A 21818-nucleotide genomic window follows, 5' to 3' on the forward strand; every position below is an offset into this window, starting at 1 on the left:
GAGAACAGGAACACCGATGACACAGAACAGGATTCGCAAGCAAGTTCATCTGGGCGCTCACTTCCCCGGCGTGAACAACACCACGGTGTGGACCGATCCGGCGTCCAAGAGCCAGATCGAGTTCAGCTCGTTCGAGCATCTCGCCCGCAGTGCCGAACGCGGATTGTTCGACTTCTTCTTCCTCGCAGAGGGTTTGCGCCTACGCGAGCATCAGGGCAAAATTCACGACCTCGACGTAGTCGGTCGCCCGGACACCTTCAGCATTCTCAATGCGGTTGCCGGTGTGACAACGCATCTCGGCCTGGCCGGGACGATCAACACCACGTTCAACGAACCGTACGAGTTGGCCAAGCAGTTCTCGACGCTCGATCATCTCTCCGACGGCCGCGCCGCCTGGAACCTGGTCACCTCCTCGGACGCCTTCACCGGCGAGAACTTCCGCCGCGGTGGCTATCTGGAGCATTCCGAGCGGTATGCACGCGCCAACGAGTTGGTCGACGCAGTACGGACGCTGTGGGACAGCTGGAGCATCGATCGTCCGATCGTCGACCGTGAGCGCGGTGTTTTCGCCACCGACCAGCAGGTCGGCCAGTTCCAGCACTCCGGTAAGCAGTTCGACATCGCCGGACGCTTCGAAGTTCCACGGAGTCCGCAGGGGCACCCAGTTCTGTTGCAGGCCGGTGACTCCGACGAAGGACGCGAGTTCGGCGCGGCCAAGGCCGATGCCATCTTCACCGGGCACGGAACGCTCGAAGCAGGCAAGGCGTTCTACGCCGACGTGAAGGGACGCTTGGCCAAGTACGGACGCACGCACGCAGACCTCAAGATTCTCCCCGCCGCCACCTTCGTCCTCGGTGACAACGCCGCGGACGCACAGGAGAAGGCGTATCACATCCGGCGGCAGCAGGTCGGGCCCCAGACTGCCATCGCTTTTCTCGAACAGGTGTGGGGCAGAGATCTTTCCCAGTACGACGCCGACGGCCCGTTGCCGAAGGAAGATCCGTCGGACGACGTCAACATCACCCGCGGACGCGTCCGCCACGTCAAGGATCCGCGAGCGGTCGCAGATCAGTGGCGTGCCAAGGCCGAGGCCGAAAACCTCAGCATCCGTGAACTCATCATCGAAGTGACTGCCCGCCAACAGTTCGTGGGTAGTGCAGCGGAGGTGGCTGCCGAGATCGACACCTACGTCCAGGGCGACGCGAGCGACGGATTCATCCTCGTTCCCCACATCACCCCCGCGGGCCTCGACGAGTTCATCGACACCGTCGTACCGGAACTTCAGGACCGCGGCAGTTTCCGGACCGAGTACTCAGGAACCACCCTGCGCAGCCATCTCGGGCTGCGCCACCCGCACGAGCAGGCTGAAGGAGTCCGCGCATCATGACCGTTACCGACACTTCCACCAGTACCTTCACCGGCGATTGGAATGCCTGGCACGCCTCGCGCGACGCCACCTTCGGCGAACCCCTCGGCTGGCTGAGCCTGACTGCGTTGCATTGGCTGGTGGACACCGATTCCACCTTCGCGGACCTGCCCGGTGCATGGCGCGCCGACGCGAATGCCGTTGTCGTCACCGCGACGCCCGCAGACGACTTGTCGATCGACGGCGTCGCCGTGGACGGTTCGGCCACTCTGAATCCGATCGAGGGGGCGCCGGGACTGATCGTCAAGCAGGGCGCACGGTTGGTCGAGGTCATCCGCCGCACCGGCGAGGTGGCTCTGCGGATCCACGATTCGTCGGCCCCGGCATTGGCGCAGTTCAGTGGTATCCCGACCTTCGAGCCGAACCCGCAGTGGCGCATCGAGGGTGTCTTCACAGCTTTCGAGGAGGCTCGCACGGTGACGACGGGCGCGGTCGTCGAGCGCCTCGAGCATCATCACGACGCCCTAGGAACCATCAGCTTCGAACACGACGGTGCAACGTATACGCTGATTGCGTTCGCGGGCAAGGACAACGGCTTTCACATCCTGTTCACCGACGCGACCAGTGGTGTGTCCACCTACCCGGCCGCACGCTCGCTGCACGTGAGCGCACCTGAACCCGGTGGCGCGGTAGTCCTCGATTTCAATCGGGCGTCGAACCTGCCCTGCGCGTTCACCGATTACGCGACGTGCCCGGTGGCCCCCGCCGAGAACCGCCTGGCGTTCGCGGTGGAAGCCGGCGAGAAGACACCGGACACCCGCTCCGAAAGCGGACCGAGGTGAGCGCGCCGCTGTCCGTACTCGACCTCTCGCCGATCAGTGAGGGCGGAACGGCCCGCCAGGCTTTGCGGAACTCGCTGGACCTCGCTCGTTCTGCCGAAGCGTGGGGATACAAGCGTTACTGGGTCGCCGAACACCACTTCGTCGGCGTTGCCTCTTCGTCGCCAGCAGTGCTTGTCGGGCTGATCGCGGCCGCCACCAACACCATTCGTGTCGGCTCGGCCGCCGTGCTGCTGGGCAACAACACGGCGGCTCAGGTGGTCGAGGCCTTCGGTACCGTCGAAGCGTTGTATCCGGGTCGTATCGATCTCGGTATCGGGCGCAGCGGACAGCGTCGGGTGGAGGCACTTCGCGCCGTCGCTGCCGGAACGCCTGCGCCGGCAGAATCGAAGCGAGAGAACGTCGTACGCGACGGCGTCGTGATCCCGGCACCCTTCGATCCAACCGGTCTTCTCACGTCACCGCGGTTGCAGGCGTCGTTCGAGGCATTGGCGTTTCCGGGCGCGCAGGCGCCCGATTTCAAGCAGCAGGTCGACGACATACGCTCGCTCCTGAACGGTACCTACAGAACCCGCGACGGCATCGAATTGCACGCCAGTCCCGGCGAGAATGCCGACGTCGAACTGTGGGTGTTCGGAAGCAGCGCGGGCCCCAGTGCCGAGCTCGCCGGACGACTCGGATTGCCGTTCGGTGCGAATTACCATGTGGCGCCCTCGAGTACGCTCGATGCCGTCGAGGCATACCGTGCAGCATTCCGACCGTCGGCAGTTCTGTCGGAGCCGTATGTCGTCGTCTCCGCGGATGTTGTTGCTGCGGAAGACGATGCGACGGCGAGAGAGTTGGCGTCTACGTTCGGGCACTGGACGCACAGCATTCGCAGCGGACACGGCGCCATCCCGTACCCCGATCCCGCGACAGCGCTCCCACTTTCCGACGCCGACAAAGCAGTGGTGGAGGATCGGCTGATCACGCAGTTCGTCGGTTCACCGTCTACCGTCGCCGACAGGCTCGACAGTTTGCAGAAGCTCACCGGAGCGGACGAATTGGTAATCACCGGGGTGACCCATCGGCACGAGGATCGTCTGCGCTCGTACGAGCTGCTTGCCAAGGAATGGGGACTACCCGCACTACTGGCAGCGTGAGTTTGCCTTGGTCCATTAGTGTCGAGTGATGTTTTCACCTCGAGATGCCCTTGCGGTTGCTCTTGACGTAGCGCGTGAGGGCATGGAGCTCGGGGAGATGCCGATCGGCGCAGTCGTGTTCGACGACGACCGTGTGCTCGGGCGGGCGTATACGCAAGAACGGGCACTCGGCCGACGGGTAGTCCATGCGGACCTTCAAGCGCTCTTGCAGGCCGACGAGGCTCTCGGATTCACTCGAGCGTCCGGTGAATTGACATTGGCGGTCAATCTCGAACCATGTCTCATGTGTATGGGTGCCGCGATCACGCTCGGTGTGACCCGGGTGTGGTTCGCTCTCGAATCCCCGAACGACGGTGCGGCGGAACTCGTGCAGCTGTGGGCGCCGCCTGTGGAACTTCCGTTTTTCTGTAAGCCGCGTGAAGTCCTCGGCGGCATCCGCCGTGACGAAGCGCGAAATCTGTTCGCTGAATACGCCACCGGCACTGGCCCCGCCGGGATGCGGGACTGGGCGCGCAGTCTCACCTGACGCCATGGCTTGTAAGGAGGGCCGTGAGGCTCACGCCCCGATAGCGCCCGCGATCATCGGCCACGACGCGCGCATGTCGGCTTCGAAGAGCCCCCAGGTGTGGGTGCCTTCGGGTCGGAAGCTGAACGTCGCGGGAATGCCGAGCTGACCGAATCGCCCCTGCAGGGCAGCGGTGCACATGTTGGTGATGCCTTCGAGGACCGCGCCGGGAACGACGCCGGCGGCCATCGCCAGCGAGTTGATTCCGTCCACCGGGCCGGGGAGGCCGTTGCCGGTCGAGATGAACAGCGCTGTGCCACGCAGTTTCTCGGCGTTGATCAACGGGTCGTGCGCCGCCCACTGCGGGCTACCCCACGGCCCCCACATGTTGGCCGCGTGGTAGGTGCCCGGCGACTGGATCGCGAGGTCCAGAACCGGTCCGCCGGCCATCGACACACCGCCGAGTGCGTTGACACCGGTCGTGTTGTACCGAGCGTTGACCGCCGCCGGTAGTTCCTTGGTGAGGTACGTCTGCCACTTGTTACGGCCCAGCACCGGATCGTCGGCGTTCCAGTCGGTGTACATGCTGAACTTGCCGCCGACCGGCATGACCACGTTGACGTGTTTGTCGTCGAAGAAGTCACGAACTCCGGTGTTGTTGAACCACGAGATCCCGTCCTCGCCGCCGCCGACACCGGTCAACAGATAGAAGGTCGGGGCCGGGCCTCCTCCGGCCGGCGAAATCACGTCGTTGGCGATCCAGCGGTCCATCGAGGGGGAGTAGACGTCGATGCGACTGACCACGGAATCCGCGCTCGCGGTCGGCGCGCTGAGGCCGAGAAAGCCGGCGGCCATGGCCACCGCCATCGTCAGCCGAACCGTGAAACGACGTGTCTTCATATTTCCCCCCAGGCGCAAGCCGGACAGCGTATTTGTGCCTTCCAACAGTGGCACAATGCGAAGAGGAGTGACGAATGTCCGGGTAACAGTCGTATAAGAAGATGGAGACAATTGCGTGGGATCGCAGTCGCACCACCCCGAATCCGACGTGATTCGGCTGGCCTTCGGGCTGGCCGCGATCACGGCTGGTGCGGCGCGCAGAACCGCTGGTCTCGCACTTGATTCCGTGCAGCGGATCCCTGTCGTCGGTGACGCACTCGACGGCGCGATCACCCAGGTCACCACTCGCGGCACGGAAGCGATGCACTCGACCGTGGAGTTCGCCGACTCGACCTTGCGGACGGTGATCAAAGCTGTCGTCGACGCTGCTCTGTCCGAAGTCGACATCACCAAGATCGTCGTCGACCACGTGGACATCGACAAGATCGCCGAGAACATCGACGTGGACAAGATTGCCGAGCGGGTCTCGCTCGAACCGATCATCGACCGGGTCGACGTGGACGAGATCGCAAGCCGCCTCGACGTCAAAGCGGTGATCGATCGCCTCGATCTCGACGGGATAGTCGACACGGTCGACCTCGAACGCCAGGTCAACCGCATCGACCTCGTCAAGATCGCCGACCAGGTCATCGAGGGCGTCGACCTGCCCCAGATGATTCGTGAATCGACCGGTTCACTCTCCACGGAAGCCGTGCACGGAGCTCGAGTGCAGGGCATGCAGGCGGACGACGCTGTCGCCGGCTTCGTCGGGCGACTCTTCGGCCGCGACAACGCACCGTCATCAGATAAACCGTCACCAGAAAAACCGTCGACAGAGACCGATCCGAAGACGAACGCAGGCGAACGCTAGTGGCCCAGGAGAGTTCCGGCCCAGCCGGCATCGTCACCCGTGGACTCGCCGGACTGATCGACCTGGGCGTCGTCCTGCTCCTGATGGGTTCCGTGTACGTGGGCTTCGCCTTCGTCCGACTGCTCTTCTCGCCACAGAGTTTCACTTTCTCGGAACCGGGAATCTTCCTGTCCACGACGGCATTTCTCGGTGTCTCGGTGGCGTATCTGACCGCCTGCTGGGCGACCACCGGTCGGACCGTCGGGTCCCTCGTGATGGGGCTGCGGGTGATCACGTCCGGGCATCGCCTCGTGCGCTGGCCGTTGGCCTTCATCCGTGCGGTGCTCTGCGTGCTCTTCGCCTTCGGATTGCTGTGGTCGGCGGTCGATCGACGACGACGTTCGTTGCAGGACATCGTTCTGCGCACCGAGGTCGTCTACGACTGGCGTCAGGACCCGGATCTGGTGGCACCGCACGGAGGTGAGCACGCATGAGTGAACCGAACCGCCCGGACGAGCGCTTCACCCTTGCCAGCGAGCGCACCTTCCTCGCCTGGATGCGTAGCTCACTCGCCCTGCTGGCCGGAGGCATCGCCGTCGTCCAATTGGTACCGGAATGGAGTACAGGGTGGGTTCGCACGACTCTCGGTCTGACCCTGATCGCACTCGCGGCGGCGGCCGCACTGGTAGGTATGCGACGCTGGCTACAGGTGAAGAAGGCGCTCGAGGACGGAGCGGCGATGCCGGAACCGCACGCTTTGTGGCTGTTTGCACTGGCACTGGCCGGGGTTGCCGTCGCAGCCGGCGTGGCAACGGTGGTCACCAGCCTCGCTCGCTGAGATACGCAGAGAAGTCCGAGCGGTGTCTGGATAGTCTGCAAAGAACGTGAAGCATGTCAGAGAAGTAAACGAAACAGACGACAAGGGAGTGCACTGTGGCGCAGGAACTCAAGCTCGGATACAAGGCATCGGCTGAGCAATTCGGCCCTCGCGAACTGGTAGAGCTGGCAGTTCTGGCAGAGCAGCACGGCATGGATTCCGTTGCGGTGAGCGATCATTTCCAGCCGTGGCGCCACAACGGTGGCCACGCACCGTTCTCGCTCGCCTGGATGACCGCCGTCGGTGAGCGCACCGAGCGCGTGCAGATCGGCACGTCCGTGATGACGCCGACGTTCCGCTACAACCCGGCAGTCATCGCTCAGGCGTTCGCGACGATGGGATGTCTCTACCCGGGACGCATCATGCTCGGCGTCGGCAGCGGTGAGGCTCTCAACGAGATCGCCACCGGCTTCCAGGGCGAGTGGCCCGAGTTCAAGGAACGCTTCGCGCGGCTGCGTGAGTCCGTGCGGTTGATGCGTGAGCTGTGGCTGGGCGATCGTGTCGACTTCGAAGGCGAGTACTTCACCACTCGTGGCGCGTCGATCTACGACGTTCCCGAGGGTGGCATTCCCGTGTACATCGCGGCCGGCGGACCCGTTGTCGCCCGGTACGCGGGACGTGCCGGTGACGGCTTCATCTGCACCTCCGGAAAGGGCATGGAGCTCTACACCGAGAAGCTGCTTCCAGCCGTTACCGAGGGCGCAGCCAAGGCCGAGCGCGACGTCGCCGACATCGACAAGATGATCGAGATCAAGATCAGCTACGACACCGATCCGGAGGCTGCACTCGAGAACACCCGCTTCTGGGCTCCGCTGTCCCTGACGCCGGAGCAGAAGCACAGCATCGAGGATCCGATCGAAATGGAAGCCGCTGCCGACGCTCTGCCCATCGAGCAGGTGGCCAAGCGCTGGATCGTCGCTTCCGATCCGGACGACGCCGTCGAGCAGGTCAAGGCCTACGTCGATGCCGGTCTCAATCACCTGGTGTTCCACGCACCGGGCCATGATCAGCGCCGGTTCCTCGAACTGTTCGAGCGTGACCTCGCGCCTCGCTTGCGTGCTCTGGGCTGATCCTCGAGATCAACTGAACGGTGTCTGCCACTCGACGTGTGGCAGGCACCGTTCGTCTTTCTCGTAGCCGCCGGTTGTCGGCACGAGCGTGAGCGTGACCACGATCAGTGGCAAGGTGGGCGGCGGCCCACACTAGGCTGTTGGGCATGCCAGAAGCGCCCGCTGCCGTGTCGAGTGTCTACGTCGCCTCTCCTGAAGGTGATACCGGAAAATCCACCATCGCGCTTGGCGTGCTACAGATGCTGTGCGCGACCGTCGCCCGGGTCGGTGTCTTCCGCCCGATCGCCCGCTCTACCGAGGAAACCGACTACATCCTCGAACTGCTGCTCGAGCACACCACCGCCGATCTCTCCTACGCCGACGCACTCGGCGTCACCTACGAGCAGGTTCACGCCGATCCTGAAGCCGCGCTGGCCGACATCGTCGCGAAGTACCACACCGTGGCCGAGCAGTGCGACGCCGTCGTCATCATCGGAAGTGACTACACCGACGTAGCAAGCCCGAGCGAGCTGAGCTTCAACGCCCGCATCGCCGTGAACCTCGGCGCGCCGGTTCTGCTGGCGGTACGCGGCGCTCGGCGCAGTGTCGAGGAGGTCGCCCAGCTCGCGCATCTATGCGCCGCCGAGTTGGCCGCCAACCACGCTCATCTGCTCGCGGTCGTCGCCAATCGTTGCGATCCCGACAAGCTCGACGAGGTCACCGCAGCGCTGTCCGACATCGGTGTTCCGACGTGGAGCCTGCCGGAGATTCCGTTGCTCGTCTCGCCCACGATGGCCGAGTTGATGGAGGCCACCGGCGGCGAGTTGTATTCGGGTGACCCGGAACTGCTGCACCGCGAAGCGCTCAAGGTGATGGTGGGCGGCATGACCGCCGAGCACATCCTCGAGCGTCTGGTCGAGGGCATGGTCGTCATCGCACCGGGCGATCGCTCGGACGTGCTGCTCGCGTTGCTCAATGCGCATGAGGCGGAGGGATTTCCGTCGCTCGCGGGCATCATCATGAATGGCGGGATCACGCCGCACCCAGCCATCGCAGCGTTGATGGCCGGCCTCAAACAGCGTCTTCCGATCCTGACGACAACCCTCGGTACCTTCGACACCGCAAGCGCCGCAGCCCAAACCCGCGGACGCGTGGCAGTCGGTTCGCAGCGCAAGGTGGACACCGCGTTGAGCTTGATGGAACAGCGCGTCGACGCCGACGTCCTGATGGACCGACTGGCACTGCCGATCCCGTCCGTCGTGACCCCACAGATGTTCGAGTACAAGCTGATCGACCGTGCTCGACGCGATCGCAAGCACATCGTCCTGCCTGAGGGTGACGACGACCGGATCCTGCGCGCGGCCGGCCGGTTGCTGCAGCGCCAGGTTGCCGACCTGACGATACTCGGTGACGAACCCAGTGTGCGTCGACGCGCAGCGGAACTCGGCGTCGACATCAGTGGCGCGCAGGTACTCGCACCCGCGCAGTCCGAGTACACCGAGCGCTTCGCACAGGAATACACCGCGCTGCGTGCTCACAAGGGCATGACCATCGAGCGGGCCCGCGAGGTGATCGCCGACATCTCGTACTTCGGAACGATGATGGTGCACTTGGGAATTGCCGACGGCATGGTGTCCGGCGCTGCACACACCACCGCTCACACGATTCGACCCTCGTTCGAGATCATCAAGACCGCCCCCGGTGTCTCGACGGTCTCGAGCATCTTCCTGATGTGCCTGGCCGACCGCGTTCTCTCCTACGGTGACTGCGCCGTGGTTCCGGACCCGACGTCGGAGCAGTTGGCGGACATCGCGATCTCGTCCGCACAGACGGCGTCGCAGTTCGGGATCGATCCGCGCATCGCGATGCTCTCGTACTCCACCGGGGATTCGGGCAGCGGAGCCGACGTCGACAAGGTTCGCACCGCGACCGCTTTGGTGCGCGAGCGTCGACCGGATCTGTTGGTGGAAGGGCCCATTCAGTACGACGCCGCCGTCGAGCAGAGTGTCGCCGACAAGAAGATGCCGGATTCGCTGGTGGCGGGCAAAGCAACGGTGTTCGTGTTCCCGGACCTGAACACCGGCAACAACACGTACAAGGCAGTGCAGCGTAGCGCCGGTGCTATCGCCGTCGGGCCGGTTCTGCAGGGACTGAACAAGCCGGTCAACGACCTCTCGCGTGGAGCGTTGGTCCAGGACATCGTCAACACCGTGGCTATCACGGCAATACAGGCACAGGGAGCGCAAGCGTGAGCGACGGCACCGTACTGGTCATCAATTCCGGCTCGTCATCCATCAAATTTCAACTCGTGCATCCGGATACGGCGGAATCGGTGGCGCACGGTCTCATCGAGCGCATCGGTGAGCCCGACGGCCACATCGTCTACAACCACCGCACCGGAGTCGAAGACCGGAGCCTTCCGATCGCCGATCACCGCGCAGGTCTGAAGATGGTGCTCGACATCGTCGCCGAGGTCGGGCGGCCGCTGAGTGAGGCCGGAATCATCGCAGTCGGTCACCGAGTCGTGCACGGTGGTGACATCTTCTATTCGCCGACTCTCATCGACGACGGCGTCGTGAAAGCCATCGCGGATTTGTCGAACCTTGCGCCGCTGCACAATCCGGCCAACGTGATCGGTATCGAGGTGGCGCGCGAAGAACTGCCAGACGTTCCGCACGTCGCAGTGTTCGACACCGCCTTCTTTCACACACTGCCCGCGGCGGCGTCCACCTATGCGATCGATCGGGATGTGGCCAAGGCCAACCAGATTCGCCGGTACGGCTTCCACGGGACCTCACACGAATACGTGTCTGGACGGGTCGCGGAGTTCCTCGGCAAGGATCCGGCCGAGCTGAATCAGATAGTCCTGCACCTCGGAAACGGCGCTTCGGCCTCGGCAATCAAGGGCGGCAAGGCCATCGACACCACGATGGGCCTCACCCCGCTCGAGGGTCTTGTCATGGGCACCCGCAGCGGCGACATCGATCCAGGCATCATCTTGCACCTCAACCGCAACTCGGGAATGAAGGTCGACGAGATCGACGACCTCCTCAACCGGCGCTCCGGTTTGAAGGGACTGTCGGGAGTCAACGATTTCCGTGCCCTGCTCGCACTGATCGAGGGCGGCGACCAAGACGCACAACTTGCGTACGACGTTTACGTGCACATGCTCCGTAAGTACATCGGCGCCTTCATCGTTCAACTCGGTGGCGTCGACGTCATCACCTTCACCGGCGGCGTCGGGGAGAACAACGTCGACGTACGACGCGACAGCCTGGCCGGGCTTTCCCGTCTCGGTATCGAGGTCGATCCGGCTCTCAACGAGGCGAAGAGTCGCGACGAGCGTCGTATCTCCGCATCCTCGTCGGCCGTCGAGGTGCTGGTGGTCCCCACCAACGAGGAGTTGGCGATCGCCCGCGCGGCGAAGGCTTTGGTGGCCGCACTATAGGTTTCTGCAGCACTGTAAACCTCGGGGCGTCCGTCAGAAATTGCTGCGCGGACGCACCGCATTCGCCCGGTCCACGAGGGCGTAGCGGTGCGTGCGGGAGGTCGTGGCGCGAGCGAGGGCGCGAAGGCAGGCTTCGGCTCCGGTGCGCAGACCTTGCTCGGTGAAGGGCAGGTCGAGGATGGGTTCGAGTTCGGTGTGCGAGCGATTGCCGTAGCGAATCCAATCGAGTGCCGTGCCCAACACCAGGGTTCGCATCTGCAGGCTTCGGCTCTCTTCAGCGGGTAGCGCCCGAACACGACGGGCGGCTTCCCGCAGAGTCGATTCGTCGAGTTCGGCGATCGGAACGCCGGACAGCATCGTCAGAGCGCTGGACATCCGTGCGACGTTGTAGTGCCGGGAAGACGTGGGTACTTCGTCGAGGGCGGCGATGGCTGCCTTCTTGTTGCCGTGATCGGCGAGTTGTCGGGCGAGCCCGAATGCTGCGCTCACGTAGTTTCGTTCGGTCCGCCAGACGGTGCGGTAGTACTTCTCGGAGAATCGGCACCATTGGTCCGGGTCGTCGCTCTCCCAGTGCTGGAGAATCAGTTCTGCCGTCGCTGCCAACGCCAGCTTGGGGGCAGCCTCGCCGGGCAGTGCGGTGAGAACTGCCTCGAAGTGACTGAAAGCGGGCTCGAATCGGTCCAGTTGTAACGCCGCAAGTCCTCGATACCACTCGATCTTCCAGTGGTCCCCGATGTTCTGCTGGAGTTCGCCCAGAACTGTCAGTGCGGTTTCCGGATCACCGAGATCGAGATGAGCTTTGGCCTCGGCCAGTCGAACTTCGCCCGAGACGGCGGCCGCCGGTGTGCCTGACGTTCGGTCGATTCCGTTCTCGCGGGCATGCTTGAGAGCATCGAGAGTCTGAGACGGTTCGCTGTGCACCGCCGCTGCCAGCAACGGCGCGCTGGGATCGGTGGGGTCGACCAACGGAATGGGAAGTGCGTGCGCAACTTCGCGCGGATCGAGAGCGGCGTCGTGGCTGACACCGTCGACGTACACATCGGTTTGCCCGACCAATTCATCGGTGCCGAAAGACGTTCGCTGCCTGCTGAACACGAGCGAGAGTCCGGGATTCTCCTGCCCGGTCTGCTCGGCGAGGATTTCTCGCAGAACGCCGGTGAGTTGTCCCGCGATTTCCTCGGCGGACTGAAATCGCTTCTTCGGATCCGGGTCGGTGGCGCGTAGCAGTAGACGGTGGAAGAACTCGTGGTCGCGCAGTAGTGGCTCGTCCTCGGGTTCGGGAAGGCCGTCGAGGTACCGTCCGTGCTTCGAAGGCATGTCGAGGGTGAGAACCGCGAGTGTTCTTCCGACGGTGAAGATGTCGGAGGCGATGGTCGGACCGGTCTCGATGATCTCGGGTGCTTGATAGCCGGCGGTACCGTACAGGTATCCGTAGTCTTCGATTCCGGACACGGCGCCGAGATCGATCAGCTTCAACTGATCCTCGGTGACCATCACGTTCTCGGGCTTGAGGTCGTTGTAGGCCAGGCCGGTGGAATGCAGATAGCTCAGCGCCGGAAGGATTTCCAGTACGTAGCCGATTGCCTGCTCGATCGGCATGTGCTTGCCGTCCGGGAATTCGGCCAGCACCTCGCGCAATGATCGCCCACCCACGTACTCCATGACGATGTACCCCATGGGTGTGCCGTCCGGGCGCGGATGCTCGACGAAGTTGAAGATCTTGACGATGCTGGGGTTGGCGACCTCGGCGAGGAACTGACGCTCGGCCACCGCAACGGCTTGCGCTTCGGAATCACCGAAATGCAAGAGCCCCTTGAGAACTACCCACCTGTCGCTGACATTGCGATCGATCGCGAGGTAGATCCATCCCAGGCCGCCGTGCGCGATGGGCCCTTGAACCTCGTATTGACCGGACACCAATTCGCCCTCTTCGAGGAGTGGGCGGAAGTCGAAAGTGGAACCGCACTTGGGGCAGGTGCCGTGCTGAGTTGCCTTGGTGCTTGCGCTCTTACGACCGACTGGTTCGTTGCATTTCCAACAGAAGCGTTTCCGCTCGGGGACGGTCGGGTCACTCATCACCGCAGACGCGGGGTCGATCTGCGGGACGGGGGGAACCTCGACCAGGCCGCCGCCGAGACGCAGCTTTCGCCCCGACCGGCTGCGGCGGGATCGAGTGGAGCGGCCGGTAGGGGAGGAGGACGCGGACGGCGTGGTTCCTCGTATCTGGGCCGAGGTCGGTTCGAGACGCTCGTAGGCGCCCGTGGCTTCGGGCTCGGGCCGCTCGTAGGCGCCGGTGGCTTCGGGTTCGGGACGCATGGAAGCCTGCGTGGCGTCGGGCTCGGGGCCGGTTTCTTCGGTCATGTCAGCCTCAATCCCGGTAGACGGCCGGCGGGGGACCGGGCGAAGGACCGAGGACGCTGAGCCAGCGGTCGTAGATACGGTTCCAGGTCCCGTCGCTCCGGATCCGATCCAGTGTTCCGTTGACGAATCGGACCAAGTCGGGGTTGTCCTTGTTCACTCCGATTCCGTACGGTTCGACGCCCAGTGAGCCACCGACCATCATCAGATACGGGTCTTGCGAGGCGAGGCCCGCGAGGATCGTGTCGTCGGTGCTGATCGCGTCCACCTGCCCCTGCTGGAGGACGACGAGGCAGTCGGACCACATCGGGACGGTGACGACGGTGGCTTCGGGTTGGAGTTGCTGGATTCGAGTCGCCGAGGTCGTTCCCCGGGCAGCGCAGACCCGCTTGCCTGCGAGGTCGTCGATGCCGCGGACGGATGACCCCTGCAAGACCTGAATTCGTTGTTCAGCGGAGAAGTACTGCGTCGAGAAGTCGACCTTCTCGCGCCGCTCGCACGTGATGGTCATGGTCTTGACGACCACGTCGACCATCGATTCCTGGAGTGCGGCGATCCGATCGTCCGACGTCAGGATTCGGTACTCGATCTTCTCCGGGTCACCGAGCAGATCTCGGGCGATTTCGCGGGCGATGTCCACGTCGAAACCCTCGAGGCGCCCGGTGGCCGGATCGCGAAAGCTCATGAGGTTGGAACCGGTGTCCAGGCCCACGATCAGCCGCCCGCGGGCGCGGATGGCGTCGAGGCTCGGCGTGGGTGGCTGCGGAGATGCGTCTGCGGGGGTGGGCCGCAGGCTCGCGGTGAGGTTGGTGCACGACGCGGTAGTCGTCGGTGTCGGGCTGGGAGCGATGGTGGCCTCGGCCGGCAGCGGCGGGTCCGTGTACGACGTGGCGCCTGCGTTGTCCAAGTCTTCGGCTCCATCCGCACCGCAACCGGCGAGCACCAGCATGGCCGCTGCCAGAACCGCGACACATACGGCCGGGCTCTTCCTCCGCATCACCGGTACTCCCGTCACTGATACTCCCGCAGTCGAGGCCAGAATCCGATGAAGATTCCGGCAACTCCGAGAACTGCCAATACAGACATGCCCGGTGCAGAGGCAGCCAACACCCGGGAGGCGTACGAGACGTCGGACCGAAGATTCGTGCGCGAATCCACGATTCCCTGCCAGAGTTCGTGATCGAGCTTTCCGTACTCCGCGGCCGAATCCTGTTCTCCGGCGCCGATGGTGATGGCTGCGGCGGACGTGAAGTCGCCGTTTCCGAGACGGTCGTACATGCGCGTGTGCGCAGCCACCCACTGCTGGCGCGAGTCGAGTGCGGCGGTCAGCACTTCGCTGTTCACTCGGGCGCGTTCGTCGCTTTGCAGGCCCTCGAGGATGTCCCGCAGAGCATCGACCTTGCGGGTGAACGTCACGTTGTCCTCGGCGGTCGAATCCCGCCTCGCCAGCGTGAGGGTTTCCACGGTGCGTGCTTGCTGCGCCATGATTCGTGCCTCGGTGAGTTCGTGCAGTGGCTCGGCCCCGGCGTCGAGCGCGCGCCCGGTGGCCAGTGCGGAGACCAGTCCGACCGTGAGCAGCCACAGCAGAGCTGCAGCGACCGCGAGCGAGGCAAGGATCAACCCGAGATTGAAGCGTCGGCGACTCTTGCGGGAGAAGTACATCTGTGTCGCCACCAGCGCGCACAGCACGAAGACGAACGCCACGATCGGCCACCACGGTGGAGTCTCGAAATCGCGCTGTACTTGGGAGACCAGCGTCTCCTGCGAGGCGTGCAGTTGCTGGGCCATCGGCAGCAGCGAGGTCTGCATCAACTGCGAGGCCTCGCTCAAATATGCTGCCCCGACCGGGTTTCCGACGCGATTGTTCGCCCGTGCAGTTTCGACCAGCCCGGTGTAGACGGAGAGGTCGGTCGAGATGGTGGTCAACGCGCTGTGACCGGCAAGATCGGTCGAGTCGAGACCGGCCGACGCCTGGACGATCTCCGCAGAGGCCTCACCGATCGACTGCGTGTATCGGTCGCGGACTTCGGCGGGTTCGAGGCCGCCGGAGATGAAGGCGGTGGCCGCGGCGGCGTCTGCCAAGGACAACGCACTGTAGAGATTCTGGGCCGAGTTGGCGAGAGGCTCGGTTTCGACGAGGAGGAGGTCGAGGTTCGCCTGGCGGTTCTCGATCGCTGCGGTGGCGAGGAGTCCGGCGATCAAAGTGATCGCGATCAGGATCAGTCCGACGACGGTCAACCGGCCAGGCGTCGAGGACATGAAGGCCTGCAGTTCGCGCCGCAGAAGTGCCTGCTCGTCCTCCGCCGACACTGATGTGGCCTCGGAGGGCGGCAGCGACCGGGGTTCGATGGACGGGACGACACGGTCGACCATCGAGCACCTCACTTCGCTGTAGGCGGGCTACCGAGAAATGATGCCGCCGAGAAATGATTCAGGGCATCTTCGCGAGCATATAAGCATCACCTACACCTGGAGCAGTTTGAAACGGTTAGTGTGGGACAACGGCGAGAGCAGGCGGAGCGAGGTAGTCGATGCGTGGTGACGGTGACGGTTGGTCCATCGGATCGGACGGTACTCGGCATTGGGGTAAACACGGAGCCGCAGGACTGCTTCTGCGTGCCCCCGATTCGGACGGATCACCCATGGTCTTGCTGCAGCATCGTGCGGCGTGGAGCCATCAGGGCGGAACGTGGGCACTGCCCGGCGGTGCGCGGGACTCACACGAGAGCACGACGCACGCTGCCGTCCGGGAAGCACACGAAGAAGCAGGTATCGCCGAGGACGCCGTCCGTGTCCGCGGGGAAGTAGTGACGATGCGCGCCGAGAGCGGGTGGACTTACACCACCGTCGTGGCTGACGCGGCGCATCCACTGTCGACGGTTGCCAATGGTGAGAGCACCGAGTTGCGGTGGGTACGCGAAGCCGACGTCGACTCACTGCCGCTGCATCCGGGCTTCGGTTCCTCATGGCCCGACCTCCGGACCGAGCCTGTTGTGGCCGTGGACGGCGATCCGCACACAGTCGTGCTCGAGGACGGCGGATTCGGATGGTTGTCGGGTAGTTCCCACCAAGGCAGTGAGCAGTCAGGCAGTGACCAGAACCTGTCCGAGGCGTCGAGTACGCAGTCGTAGCACTCGAGTCTTCACAGTTCATACACAGCAGAAGGGCCGGACTCCGCGGGAGTCCGGCCCTTCGGTGTTTCGGTCGTCGACCGAAACGAGGCTCAGCTGAGCGAGTTCAGCGCCGTGATGAAGCTGACCGCGGTGATACCGAGCTTGAGCAGCTCGCTGATCTTGCCGAGGTTCAGGTCTTCGAGCGATTCGGTGCTGAGCGAGCCGGTGTCGAGGGATCCCATTTAGTGCTCCTAGGTTCAGTTAGTAACTGGAGGTAAACTACAACAAACCGAATGGGATGTGACACGCAATCGAAGCAACTGTGAGCAAGATCACTTAATCCGACTTTTCGGACATCCAATCGCACCTAGGAACTGGGAGTTTGTTGTCTGATCGGACAACTTCCGTTCACAATTCGAGTCAGGCGTGCTGACCCGTAACTGTGCGGAAATCGCCCGGCAAACACTTGACGAACGCCAGTTACCGGCTTTCAGCGCCCAGCGACGGCTGCGGCGAGGCGTTGCGCGGCCGCCTGGGGATCCGATGCTTGCGTGATTGCACGCACGACGACGATGCGCGTGGCGCCGGCATCGAGCAGCTCTGGCAGACGTTCTTCGTCGATGCCGCCGATCGCGAACCAGGGCCGCGGCGGTGCGGCGTCGGCGGTCGATCGAACCAGTTCCAAACCGGACGCACTTCGATTCGGTTTGGTCGGTGTCGCCCAGACCGGCCCGGTACAGAAGTAGTCGACGCCCTCTTCGATGGCGGCCAGACTCGCCTGCGCGCGACTGCTCGTCGAACGGCCGATGACTACGTCTTCACCGACAACGGTTCGCGCGTAGGGGACGGGAATGTCGTTCTGGCCGAGGTGGAGGATGTCGGCGCCGGAAGCCATCGCGAGATCCGCGCGATCGTTGACGGCCAACAATGCGCCGTGGCGTCGCGCTGCGGTCGCGAGAATGCCCAGCGCCACCAGTTCGTCCTTGGCCTCGAGCGGGCCGAACTCGCGCTCACCGGCAGAGCCTTTGTCACGCAATTGGATGATGTCGACTCCGCCGGACAATGCTGCCTCGGCGAACTGCGCGAGGTCGCCTTTCTCGCGGCGCGCGTCGGTGCACAGGTACAGCCGTGCTGCTGCCAGGCGCTCGCGCCGGTCGATGTCGTTACTGGGATGTGTGGGGTGCACGGAGCAAACGGTAGCCTCTAGGGAGCAAGGTTCGACACGGGAGTCCTGAAACGTCGTCGTCACTTTTTGTCGTGACTGCGAGGTTCGTAGGGCTGAGAGGGGATCGCGACCAGATCCCGACCGTCAGACCTGACCCGGATCATGCCGGCGCAGGAAGTGGAGGTGGAGTTTCGTGAGTACACACGCTCGTACGGTGTCGGTTGTCGGCGGCGGTGTCATCGGTCTCGCTATCGCGTGGCGAGCAGCCCGCGACGGGTGGGCCGTTCGGTTGTACGACCCGTCCATTGGATCAGGTGCTTCGTGGGTGGCGGGCGGAATGCTTGCCCCGCTTTCCGAAGGCTGGCCGGGTGAAGAAACCGCGTTGACAATCGGTGCAGCGTCCCTGGAACGGTGGCCGACGTTCGGTGAGGAGCTCGGAAAATTCGGGCAATCGGTCTTCACCGCGGACAGCTCGCTGACGGTTGCACTCGACGCTGCCGACGCGCAGGACCTGCAGACCATCGCCGAGTGGGTGAGCTCGCAGGGGCACGAACTCGAAGTTCTCGGTCGCGCGCGCATCCGTGAACTCGAACCGATGCTGGGCCGGGGCATCCGGTCGGGGTTGATGGCTGTTGGTGAGTCCGCCGTCGACAACAGACTTCTGCTGGCGGCGTTGCAGAAGGCCTGTGCGGAATCCGGCGTCGAATTGATCGCGCGGGCCGTCGACGACCTCGCCGAACTCGATACCGATCAGATAGTGCTCACCGCCGGTATCGCGTCACCCAAGCTGTGGCCCGGGCTACCTGTACGCCCGGTCAAGGGCGAAATCCTTCGCTTGCGCAGTAGGCCTGGAGTCACCCCGGCGCCCAGCCGCACCATCCGCGGAAGCGTCCACGGGCGGCCCGCCTACCTCGTCCCGCGCGGTGACGGAATCGTCGTCGGCGCAACACAATACGAGTCTGGTGAGGACACACAGGTCACGATGGCCGGAGTACGGGACCTGATCAACGACGCCGAGGCACTGATGCCGGCGATCGGCGAATACGAACTGTACGAGTGCGCGGCAGGTCTGCGTCCCATGACGCCGGACAACCTGCCGTTGATCGGGCGCGTGTCCGATCGTGTTGTCGTCTCCACCGGGCACGGCCGCAACGGAGTCCTGCTGACGCCCGTCACCGCCGATGCGACGGTCGCGTTGCTGAACGGCACATCTTTGGTCGAGGTAAAAGGAACCGAACCCGAGCGGTTCGCAGTAGCTAAGGAAAATTCATGAGTGAGCAGGTCCCGATCGGGATCACCGTCAACGGCGAAGATCTCGAGTTCGATCGAGCAGTCACGGTGACCGAACTTCTGACGCACCTCGAGTTGCCGAGCAAAGGCATCGCCGTCGCCGTCGACGGTGCGCTCTTTCCTCGCGGGCGTTGGGACGAATCCGTCGGACGTGGTTGGGAAATCGAGATCCTCACGGCGGTGCAGGGTGGCTGAGCAGGACCTTCTCACTATCGCGGGCCGCAGTTTCGGTTCCCGGCTCATCACGGGGACAGGCGGCGCCGCCAACCTTGCGGTGCTCGAGGAAGCGCTTGTCGCCTCCGGTACCGAACTGACCACCGTCGCGATGCGGCGAGTCGACGCGGCCGGCGGCACCGGCGTTCTGGACCTGCTTCGTCGCCTCGGAATCGAACCGTTGCCGAACACCGCCGGGTGTCGAGGCGCCGCCGAAGCGGTCCTGACGGCGCAGTTGGCACGCGAAGCGCTCGAGACGAACTGGGTCAAACTCGAAGTCATCGCCGACGAGCGGACTCTGCTGCCCGACGCAATCGAACTCGTCTCCGCCGCAGAACAATTGGTGGACGACGGATTCACCGTCCTGCCGTACACGACGGACGATCCGGTGCTGGCGCTTCGCCTCGAAGAGGTCGGCTGCGCGGCAGTCATGCCGCTCGGTTCACCCATCGGGACAGGGCTGGGTATCGCGAATCCGCACAACATCGAGATGATCGTCGAGCGCGCCGGTGTGCCCGTCATCCTCGACGCCGGAATCGGAACGGCCAGCGACGCCACCCTTGCCATGGAGTTGGGCTGCGACGCCGTCCTGCTTGCGACAGCGGTGACGCGGGCCAAGAATCCCGCGTTGATGGCGTCGGCGATGCGGCACGCAGTGGTAGCAGGTTTCGAAGCGCGTCACGCCGGCCGGATTCCCAAGCGGTTCTGGGCCCAAGCATCGTCCTGACGGACCATTTCCGGGTGTTTTCTCAGGGTTATGCCCGGATTATCCGGCTTCGTGTCCTACCTGAGTACCACTCGGAACTAGACCTGTGGCCGATGTGCTGGTCATTGCCGGTAGGGCAAAGTTCTCCTCATGATTGAACTGAGGGGATTGACCAAGGTTTACGGACCGACGAAAGCGGTGGACGATTTGTCGTTCACGGTCAAGCCGGGCATCGTGACGGGCTTCCTGGGCCCGAACGGTGCCGGTAAGTCGACGACGATGCGGATGATCCTGGGTTTGGATCAGCCGACGTCGGGTGCGGCGTTGATCGAGGGCAAGCCGTACCGCGAGCTCAAGACGCCATTGCGGACGGTCGGTGCGTTGCTGGATGCGAAGTGGGTGCACCCCAATCGCAGTGCGCGGGCGCATCTGCAGTGGATGGCTGCTTCGAACGGGATCCCGAAGTCCCGCGTCGACGAGGTGCTCGGGTTCGTCGGATTGTCCGAGGTGGCGGGTAAGAAGGCCGGCGGGTTCTCGCTCGGTATGTCGCAGCGTCTCGGGTTGGCGGGTGCGTTGTTGGGGGATCCGAAGGTGTTGTTGTTCGACGAGCCGGTCAACGGTCTCGATCCGGAGGGCATCGTCTGGATTCGTAAGTTCATGCAGCGGTTGGCGGCCGAGGGCCGCACGGTGTTGGTGTCGAGTCACCTTCTGTCGGAGATGGCGCTCACGGCGGAGCAGTTGGTGGTGATCGGTCGGGGTCGGTTGATTTCGGATTCGACGGTGGCGGAGTTCGTGGATCGTTCGTCGGAGTCGACGGTGCGGGTGCGTAGTCCTCAGCTCGATGCGTTGCGCAGTGTGTTGCTCTCGCAGGGGCTGACGGTGCGTGAGGACGGTTCCGGTGTTGCCCCGGCATTGGTGGTGGTGGATTCGACCACTGATGTGATCGGTGGGTTGGCTGGTTCGCAGGGGATCGTGCTGTACGAGTTGGCTTCTGTGCAGGGGTCGCTCGAGGATGCGTTCATGAAGTTGACCGGGGACGATGTCCAGTACCACGCATCCGGTATCGATCCGGGTGCCGGAGCCCACCACGCAAATACACAGCAGGCAAACACGCAGCAGGCTATGGGAGGTGCACTGTAATGGCTGTTCTCAGTGCTGAACGTATCAAGATCACCACGACCAAGTCGCCGCTGTGGTGCTCGGTCATCATCGTCGTGCTCGCGCTCGGCTTCGCGGCCATCATGGGCGCGGTTGCCAAGTCGGCTCTGACGTCCTCCGACGTCCAGGGAGCACCGGACCTCGACACCGCCGTTGCCACGGCAGGCATCTCGGGTTTCGGAATCATGGTTCTCATGATCATGGCGGCCCTCGCGGTCACCAGTGAGTACCGCTTCGGGACCATCCGCACCACCTTCCAGGCAGTTCCGAACCGTGCCTCGGTTCTGATCGCCAAGGCCGGCCTCATCGGTGCCTTCGGTGCGGTGCTGACGTTTGTCCTCGCTTTCGGGTCCTACGCGGTGGCCAAGGCCATGGCCGGTTCCGAGGCCAGCACGGGTCTGACCCTGTCGACCGGCGATGACTGGCGTGCGATCTACGGCATCCCGGTTTACGCCTTCCTGTGCGTGATCCTCGCTGTCGGCGTCGGATCGATCATCCGTCAGTCGGCCGGCGCTATTGCGTTGCTCCTGCTCTGGCCGCTGCTCATCGAGAGCCTGTTCGGACTGTTCGGCAGTGTCGGCGAGAAGATCACTCCGTTCCTGCCGTTCGCGAATGCAAACCACTTCCTCAGCCCTGGTGGCGGAAGCCTTGATTTCCACTGGGGACCCTGGGGCAGCCTGATTTACTTCGCGGCCTTCGTTCTGGTGATTTTCGGAGCAAGTATCGTCATCGTGAATCGTCGCGACGCCTGATCTTGTCGCTCCCTCGGTAGGTGTTGTCGGGAGACCTACCGAGAACAAGGAGTGACAGCAGAGTAGGGACCCAGTACGAAAAACCATTCGTACTGGGTCCCTTTCCTG

General features: G+C 63.9%; 22 protein-coding genes and 1 riboswitch. Of the genes, 16 read left to right on the forward strand and 6 right to left on the reverse strand.

Features of this window, described 5'->3' with window-relative positions:
- Positions 1–16 precede the first annotated feature (16 nt).
- Genes YH3_RS09115 through YH3_RS09130 form a run of 4 tightly spaced genes read left to right on the forward strand, consistent with a single transcriptional unit; the run spans position 17 to position 3873 of the window.
- On the forward strand, positions 17–1387 hold the full coding sequence (locus YH3_RS09115) for an NtaA/DmoA family FMN-dependent monooxygenase (protein ID WP_007726841.1): 1371 nt from the start codon (positions 17–19) through the stop codon (positions 1385–1387).
- A complete protein-coding gene (locus YH3_RS09120) occupies positions 1384–2208 on the forward strand; it encodes a DUF1684 domain-containing protein (RefSeq protein WP_042925888.1) in 825 nt (274 codons plus the stop codon). Before YH3_RS09115 ends, YH3_RS09120 begins: the two co-directional genes overlap by 4 nt.
- Complete coding sequence (locus YH3_RS09125) at positions 2205–3347, forward strand: LLM class flavin-dependent oxidoreductase (RefSeq protein ID WP_063314815.1); 1143 nt, start codon at positions 2205–2207, stop codon at positions 3345–3347. Before YH3_RS09120 ends, YH3_RS09125 begins: the two co-directional genes overlap by 4 nt.
- A gap of 28 nt (positions 3348–3375) precedes the next feature.
- On the forward strand, positions 3376–3873 hold the full coding sequence (locus tag YH3_RS09130) for a nucleoside deaminase (protein ID WP_076948810.1): 498 nt from the start codon (positions 3376–3378) through the stop codon (positions 3871–3873).
- Positions 3874–3903: 30 nt separating this feature from the next.
- On the opposite strand, the gene YH3_RS09135 is transcribed toward YH3_RS09130, so the two are convergent.
- Positions 3904–4752 carry an alpha/beta hydrolase family protein gene (locus YH3_RS09135; RefSeq protein WP_064443281.1) on the reverse strand — a complete coding sequence of 283 codons (849 nt, stop codon included), beginning with the start codon at positions 4750–4752 and terminating at the stop codon, positions 3904–3906.
- A gap of 115 nt (positions 4753–4867) precedes the next feature.
- Between YH3_RS09135 and YH3_RS09140 the strand changes: the two genes are divergently transcribed.
- From YH3_RS09140 to YH3_RS09165, 6 genes are all read left to right on the forward strand, one after another.
- Positions 4868–5602, forward strand: a complete 735-nt coding sequence (locus YH3_RS09140) for a hypothetical protein (protein ID WP_003944326.1) — start codon at positions 4868–4870, stop codon at positions 5600–5602.
- The gene (locus tag YH3_RS09145) at positions 5602–6075 is read left to right on the forward strand and encodes an RDD family protein (RefSeq protein WP_003944375.1); all 474 of its coding nucleotides are present in this window, start codon (positions 5602–5604) and stop codon (positions 6073–6075) included. The genes YH3_RS09140 and YH3_RS09145 overlap by 1 nt, the downstream gene beginning before the upstream one ends.
- The gene (locus YH3_RS09150) at positions 6072–6419 is read left to right on the forward strand and encodes a YidH family protein (protein ID WP_003944317.1); all 348 of its coding nucleotides are present in this window, start codon (positions 6072–6074) and stop codon (positions 6417–6419) included. The genes YH3_RS09145 and YH3_RS09150 overlap by 4 nt, the downstream gene beginning before the upstream one ends.
- Positions 6420–6514: 95 nt before the next feature.
- Positions 6515–7528 (forward strand): glucose-6-phosphate dehydrogenase (coenzyme-F420), encoded by a 1014-nt coding sequence (gene fgd / locus YH3_RS09155; RefSeq protein ID WP_054186924.1) that lies wholly within the window; start codon positions 6515–6517, stop codon positions 7526–7528.
- Positions 7529–7674: 146 nt separating this feature from the next.
- On the forward strand, positions 7675–9759 hold the full coding sequence (gene pta / locus YH3_RS09160) for a phosphate acetyltransferase (protein WP_042452123.1): 2085 nt from the start codon (positions 7675–7677) through the stop codon (positions 9757–9759).
- Positions 9756–10955, forward strand: coding sequence for an acetate kinase (locus tag YH3_RS09165; RefSeq protein WP_047269457.1), 1200 nt, complete (start codon positions 9756–9758; stop codon positions 10953–10955). The genes pta and YH3_RS09165 overlap by 4 nt, the downstream gene beginning before the upstream one ends.
- Positions 10956–10988: 33 nt before the next feature.
- On the opposite strand, the gene YH3_RS09170 is transcribed toward YH3_RS09165, so the two are convergent.
- The 3 genes from YH3_RS09170 to YH3_RS09180 are packed head-to-tail and all read right to left on the reverse strand — an operon-like array spanning position 10989 to position 15686.
- Positions 10989–13316, reverse strand: coding sequence for a serine/threonine-protein kinase (locus tag YH3_RS09170; RefSeq protein WP_064443282.1), 2328 nt, complete (start codon positions 13314–13316; stop codon positions 10989–10991).
- Positions 13317–13323: 7 nt separating this feature from the next.
- The gene (locus YH3_RS09175; RefSeq protein ID WP_064443503.1) at positions 13324–14310 is read right to left on the reverse strand and encodes a glutamate ABC transporter substrate-binding protein; all 987 of its coding nucleotides are present in this window, start codon (positions 14308–14310) and stop codon (positions 13324–13326) included.
- Positions 14311–14324: 14 nt separating this feature from the next.
- Positions 14325–15686 (reverse strand): hypothetical protein, encoded by a 1362-nt coding sequence (locus YH3_RS09180; protein WP_042452116.1) that lies wholly within the window; start codon positions 15684–15686, stop codon positions 14325–14327.
- A gap of 158 nt (positions 15687–15844) precedes the next feature.
- Here YH3_RS09180 and YH3_RS09185 point away from each other — a divergent pair, with 158 nt between their 5' ends.
- Entirely contained in the window at positions 15845–16444 is a 600-nt protein-coding gene (locus YH3_RS09185) for an NUDIX hydrolase (protein ID WP_042925897.1), read from the forward strand.
- A gap of 92 nt (positions 16445–16536) precedes the next feature.
- On the opposite strand, the gene YH3_RS37135 is transcribed toward YH3_RS09185, so the two are convergent.
- Together YH3_RS37135 and thiE are read right to left on the reverse strand one after the other, a co-directional pair.
- On the reverse strand, positions 16537–16668 hold the full coding sequence (locus tag YH3_RS37135; protein ID WP_003944354.1) for a hypothetical protein: 132 nt from the start codon (positions 16666–16668) through the stop codon (positions 16537–16539).
- A gap of 248 nt (positions 16669–16916) precedes the next feature.
- Positions 16917–17612, reverse strand: a complete 696-nt coding sequence (thiE, locus tag YH3_RS09190; protein WP_003944422.1) for a thiamine phosphate synthase — start codon at positions 17610–17612, stop codon at positions 16917–16919.
- A 26-nt stretch (positions 17613–17638) separates the two neighbouring features.
- Positions 17639–17785, forward strand: a riboswitch (TPP riboswitch).
- Between thiE and thiO the strand changes: the two genes are divergently transcribed.
- The 5 genes from thiO to YH3_RS09215 all read left to right on the forward strand — a co-directional run bounded on the left by thiO (position 17785) and on the right by YH3_RS09215 (position 21710).
- Entirely contained in the window at positions 17785–18864 is a 1080-nt protein-coding gene (gene thiO, locus YH3_RS09195) for a glycine oxidase ThiO (RefSeq protein WP_003944311.1), read from the forward strand. Its footprint overlaps the riboswitch before it by 1 nt.
- Positions 18861–19076 (forward strand): sulfur carrier protein ThiS, encoded by a 216-nt coding sequence (thiS, locus tag YH3_RS09200; RefSeq protein ID WP_003944402.1) that lies wholly within the window; start codon positions 18861–18863, stop codon positions 19074–19076. Before thiO ends, thiS begins: the two co-directional genes overlap by 4 nt.
- Positions 19069–19821, forward strand: a complete 753-nt coding sequence (locus tag YH3_RS09205; protein ID WP_007726857.1) for a thiazole synthase — start codon at positions 19069–19071, stop codon at positions 19819–19821. Before thiS ends, YH3_RS09205 begins: the two co-directional genes overlap by 8 nt.
- 129 nt (positions 19822–19950) lie before the next feature.
- Positions 19951–20940 (forward strand): ABC transporter ATP-binding protein, encoded by a 990-nt coding sequence (locus YH3_RS09210; protein WP_064443283.1) that lies wholly within the window; start codon positions 19951–19953, stop codon positions 20938–20940.
- Positions 20940–21710 (forward strand): ABC transporter permease, encoded by a 771-nt coding sequence (locus YH3_RS09215; protein ID WP_003945038.1) that lies wholly within the window; start codon positions 20940–20942, stop codon positions 21708–21710. The genes YH3_RS09210 and YH3_RS09215 overlap by 1 nt, the downstream gene beginning before the upstream one ends.
- The last annotated feature ends 108 nt before the right edge of the window (positions 21711–21818 follow it).

The sequence above is a fragment of the Rhodococcus sp. YH3-3 genome (genome assembly GCF_001653035.1).
Classification (GTDB): Bacteria; Actinomycetota; Actinomycetes; order Mycobacteriales; family Mycobacteriaceae; genus Rhodococcus_F; species Rhodococcus_F qingshengii.

Excerpts from the sequence above, each read along its gene's own strand:
- pta (WP_042452123.1), top strand. The coding sequence starts at position 7,675 with ATGCCAGAAGCGCCCGCTGCCGTGTCGAGTGTCTACGTCGCCTCTCCT.
- YH3_RS09170 (WP_064443282.1), bottom strand. The coding sequence starts at position 13,316 with ATGACCGAAGAAACCGGCCCCGAGCCCGACGCCACGCAGGCTTCCATG.
- YH3_RS09150 (WP_003944317.1), top strand. The coding sequence starts at position 6,072 with ATGAGTGAACCGAACCGCCCGGACGAGCGCTTCACCCTTGCCAGCGAG.
- YH3_RS09175 (WP_064443503.1), bottom strand. The coding sequence starts at position 14,310 with ATGCGGAGGAAGAGCCCGGCCGTATGTGTCGCGGTTCTGGCAGCGGCC.
- YH3_RS09135 (WP_064443281.1), bottom strand. The coding sequence starts at position 4,752 with ATGAAGACACGTCGTTTCACGGTTCGGCTGACGATGGCGGTGGCCATG.
- YH3_RS09180 (WP_042452116.1), bottom strand. The coding sequence starts at position 15,686 with ATGGTCGACCGTGTCGTCCCGTCCATCGAACCCCGGTCGCTGCCGCCC.
- YH3_RS09130 (WP_076948810.1), top strand. The coding sequence starts at position 3,376 with ATGTTTTCACCTCGAGATGCCCTTGCGGTTGCTCTTGACGTAGCGCGT.
- YH3_RS37135 (WP_003944354.1), bottom strand. The coding sequence starts at position 16,668 with ATGGGATCCCTCGACACCGGCTCGCTCAGCACCGAATCGCTCGAAGAC.
- YH3_RS09215 (WP_003945038.1), top strand. The coding sequence starts at position 20,940 with ATGGCTGTTCTCAGTGCTGAACGTATCAAGATCACCACGACCAAGTCG.
- thiS (WP_003944402.1), top strand. The coding sequence starts at position 18,861 with ATGAGTGAGCAGGTCCCGATCGGGATCACCGTCAACGGCGAAGATCTC.
- YH3_RS09120 (WP_042925888.1), top strand. The coding sequence starts at position 1,384 with ATGACCGTTACCGACACTTCCACCAGTACCTTCACCGGCGATTGGAAT.
- YH3_RS09210 (WP_064443283.1), top strand. The coding sequence starts at position 19,951 with ATGATTGAACTGAGGGGATTGACCAAGGTTTACGGACCGACGAAAGCG.
- YH3_RS09115 (WP_007726841.1), top strand. The coding sequence starts at position 17 with ATGACACAGAACAGGATTCGCAAGCAAGTTCATCTGGGCGCTCACTTC.
- YH3_RS09185 (WP_042925897.1), top strand. The coding sequence starts at position 15,845 with ATGCGTGGTGACGGTGACGGTTGGTCCATCGGATCGGACGGTACTCGG.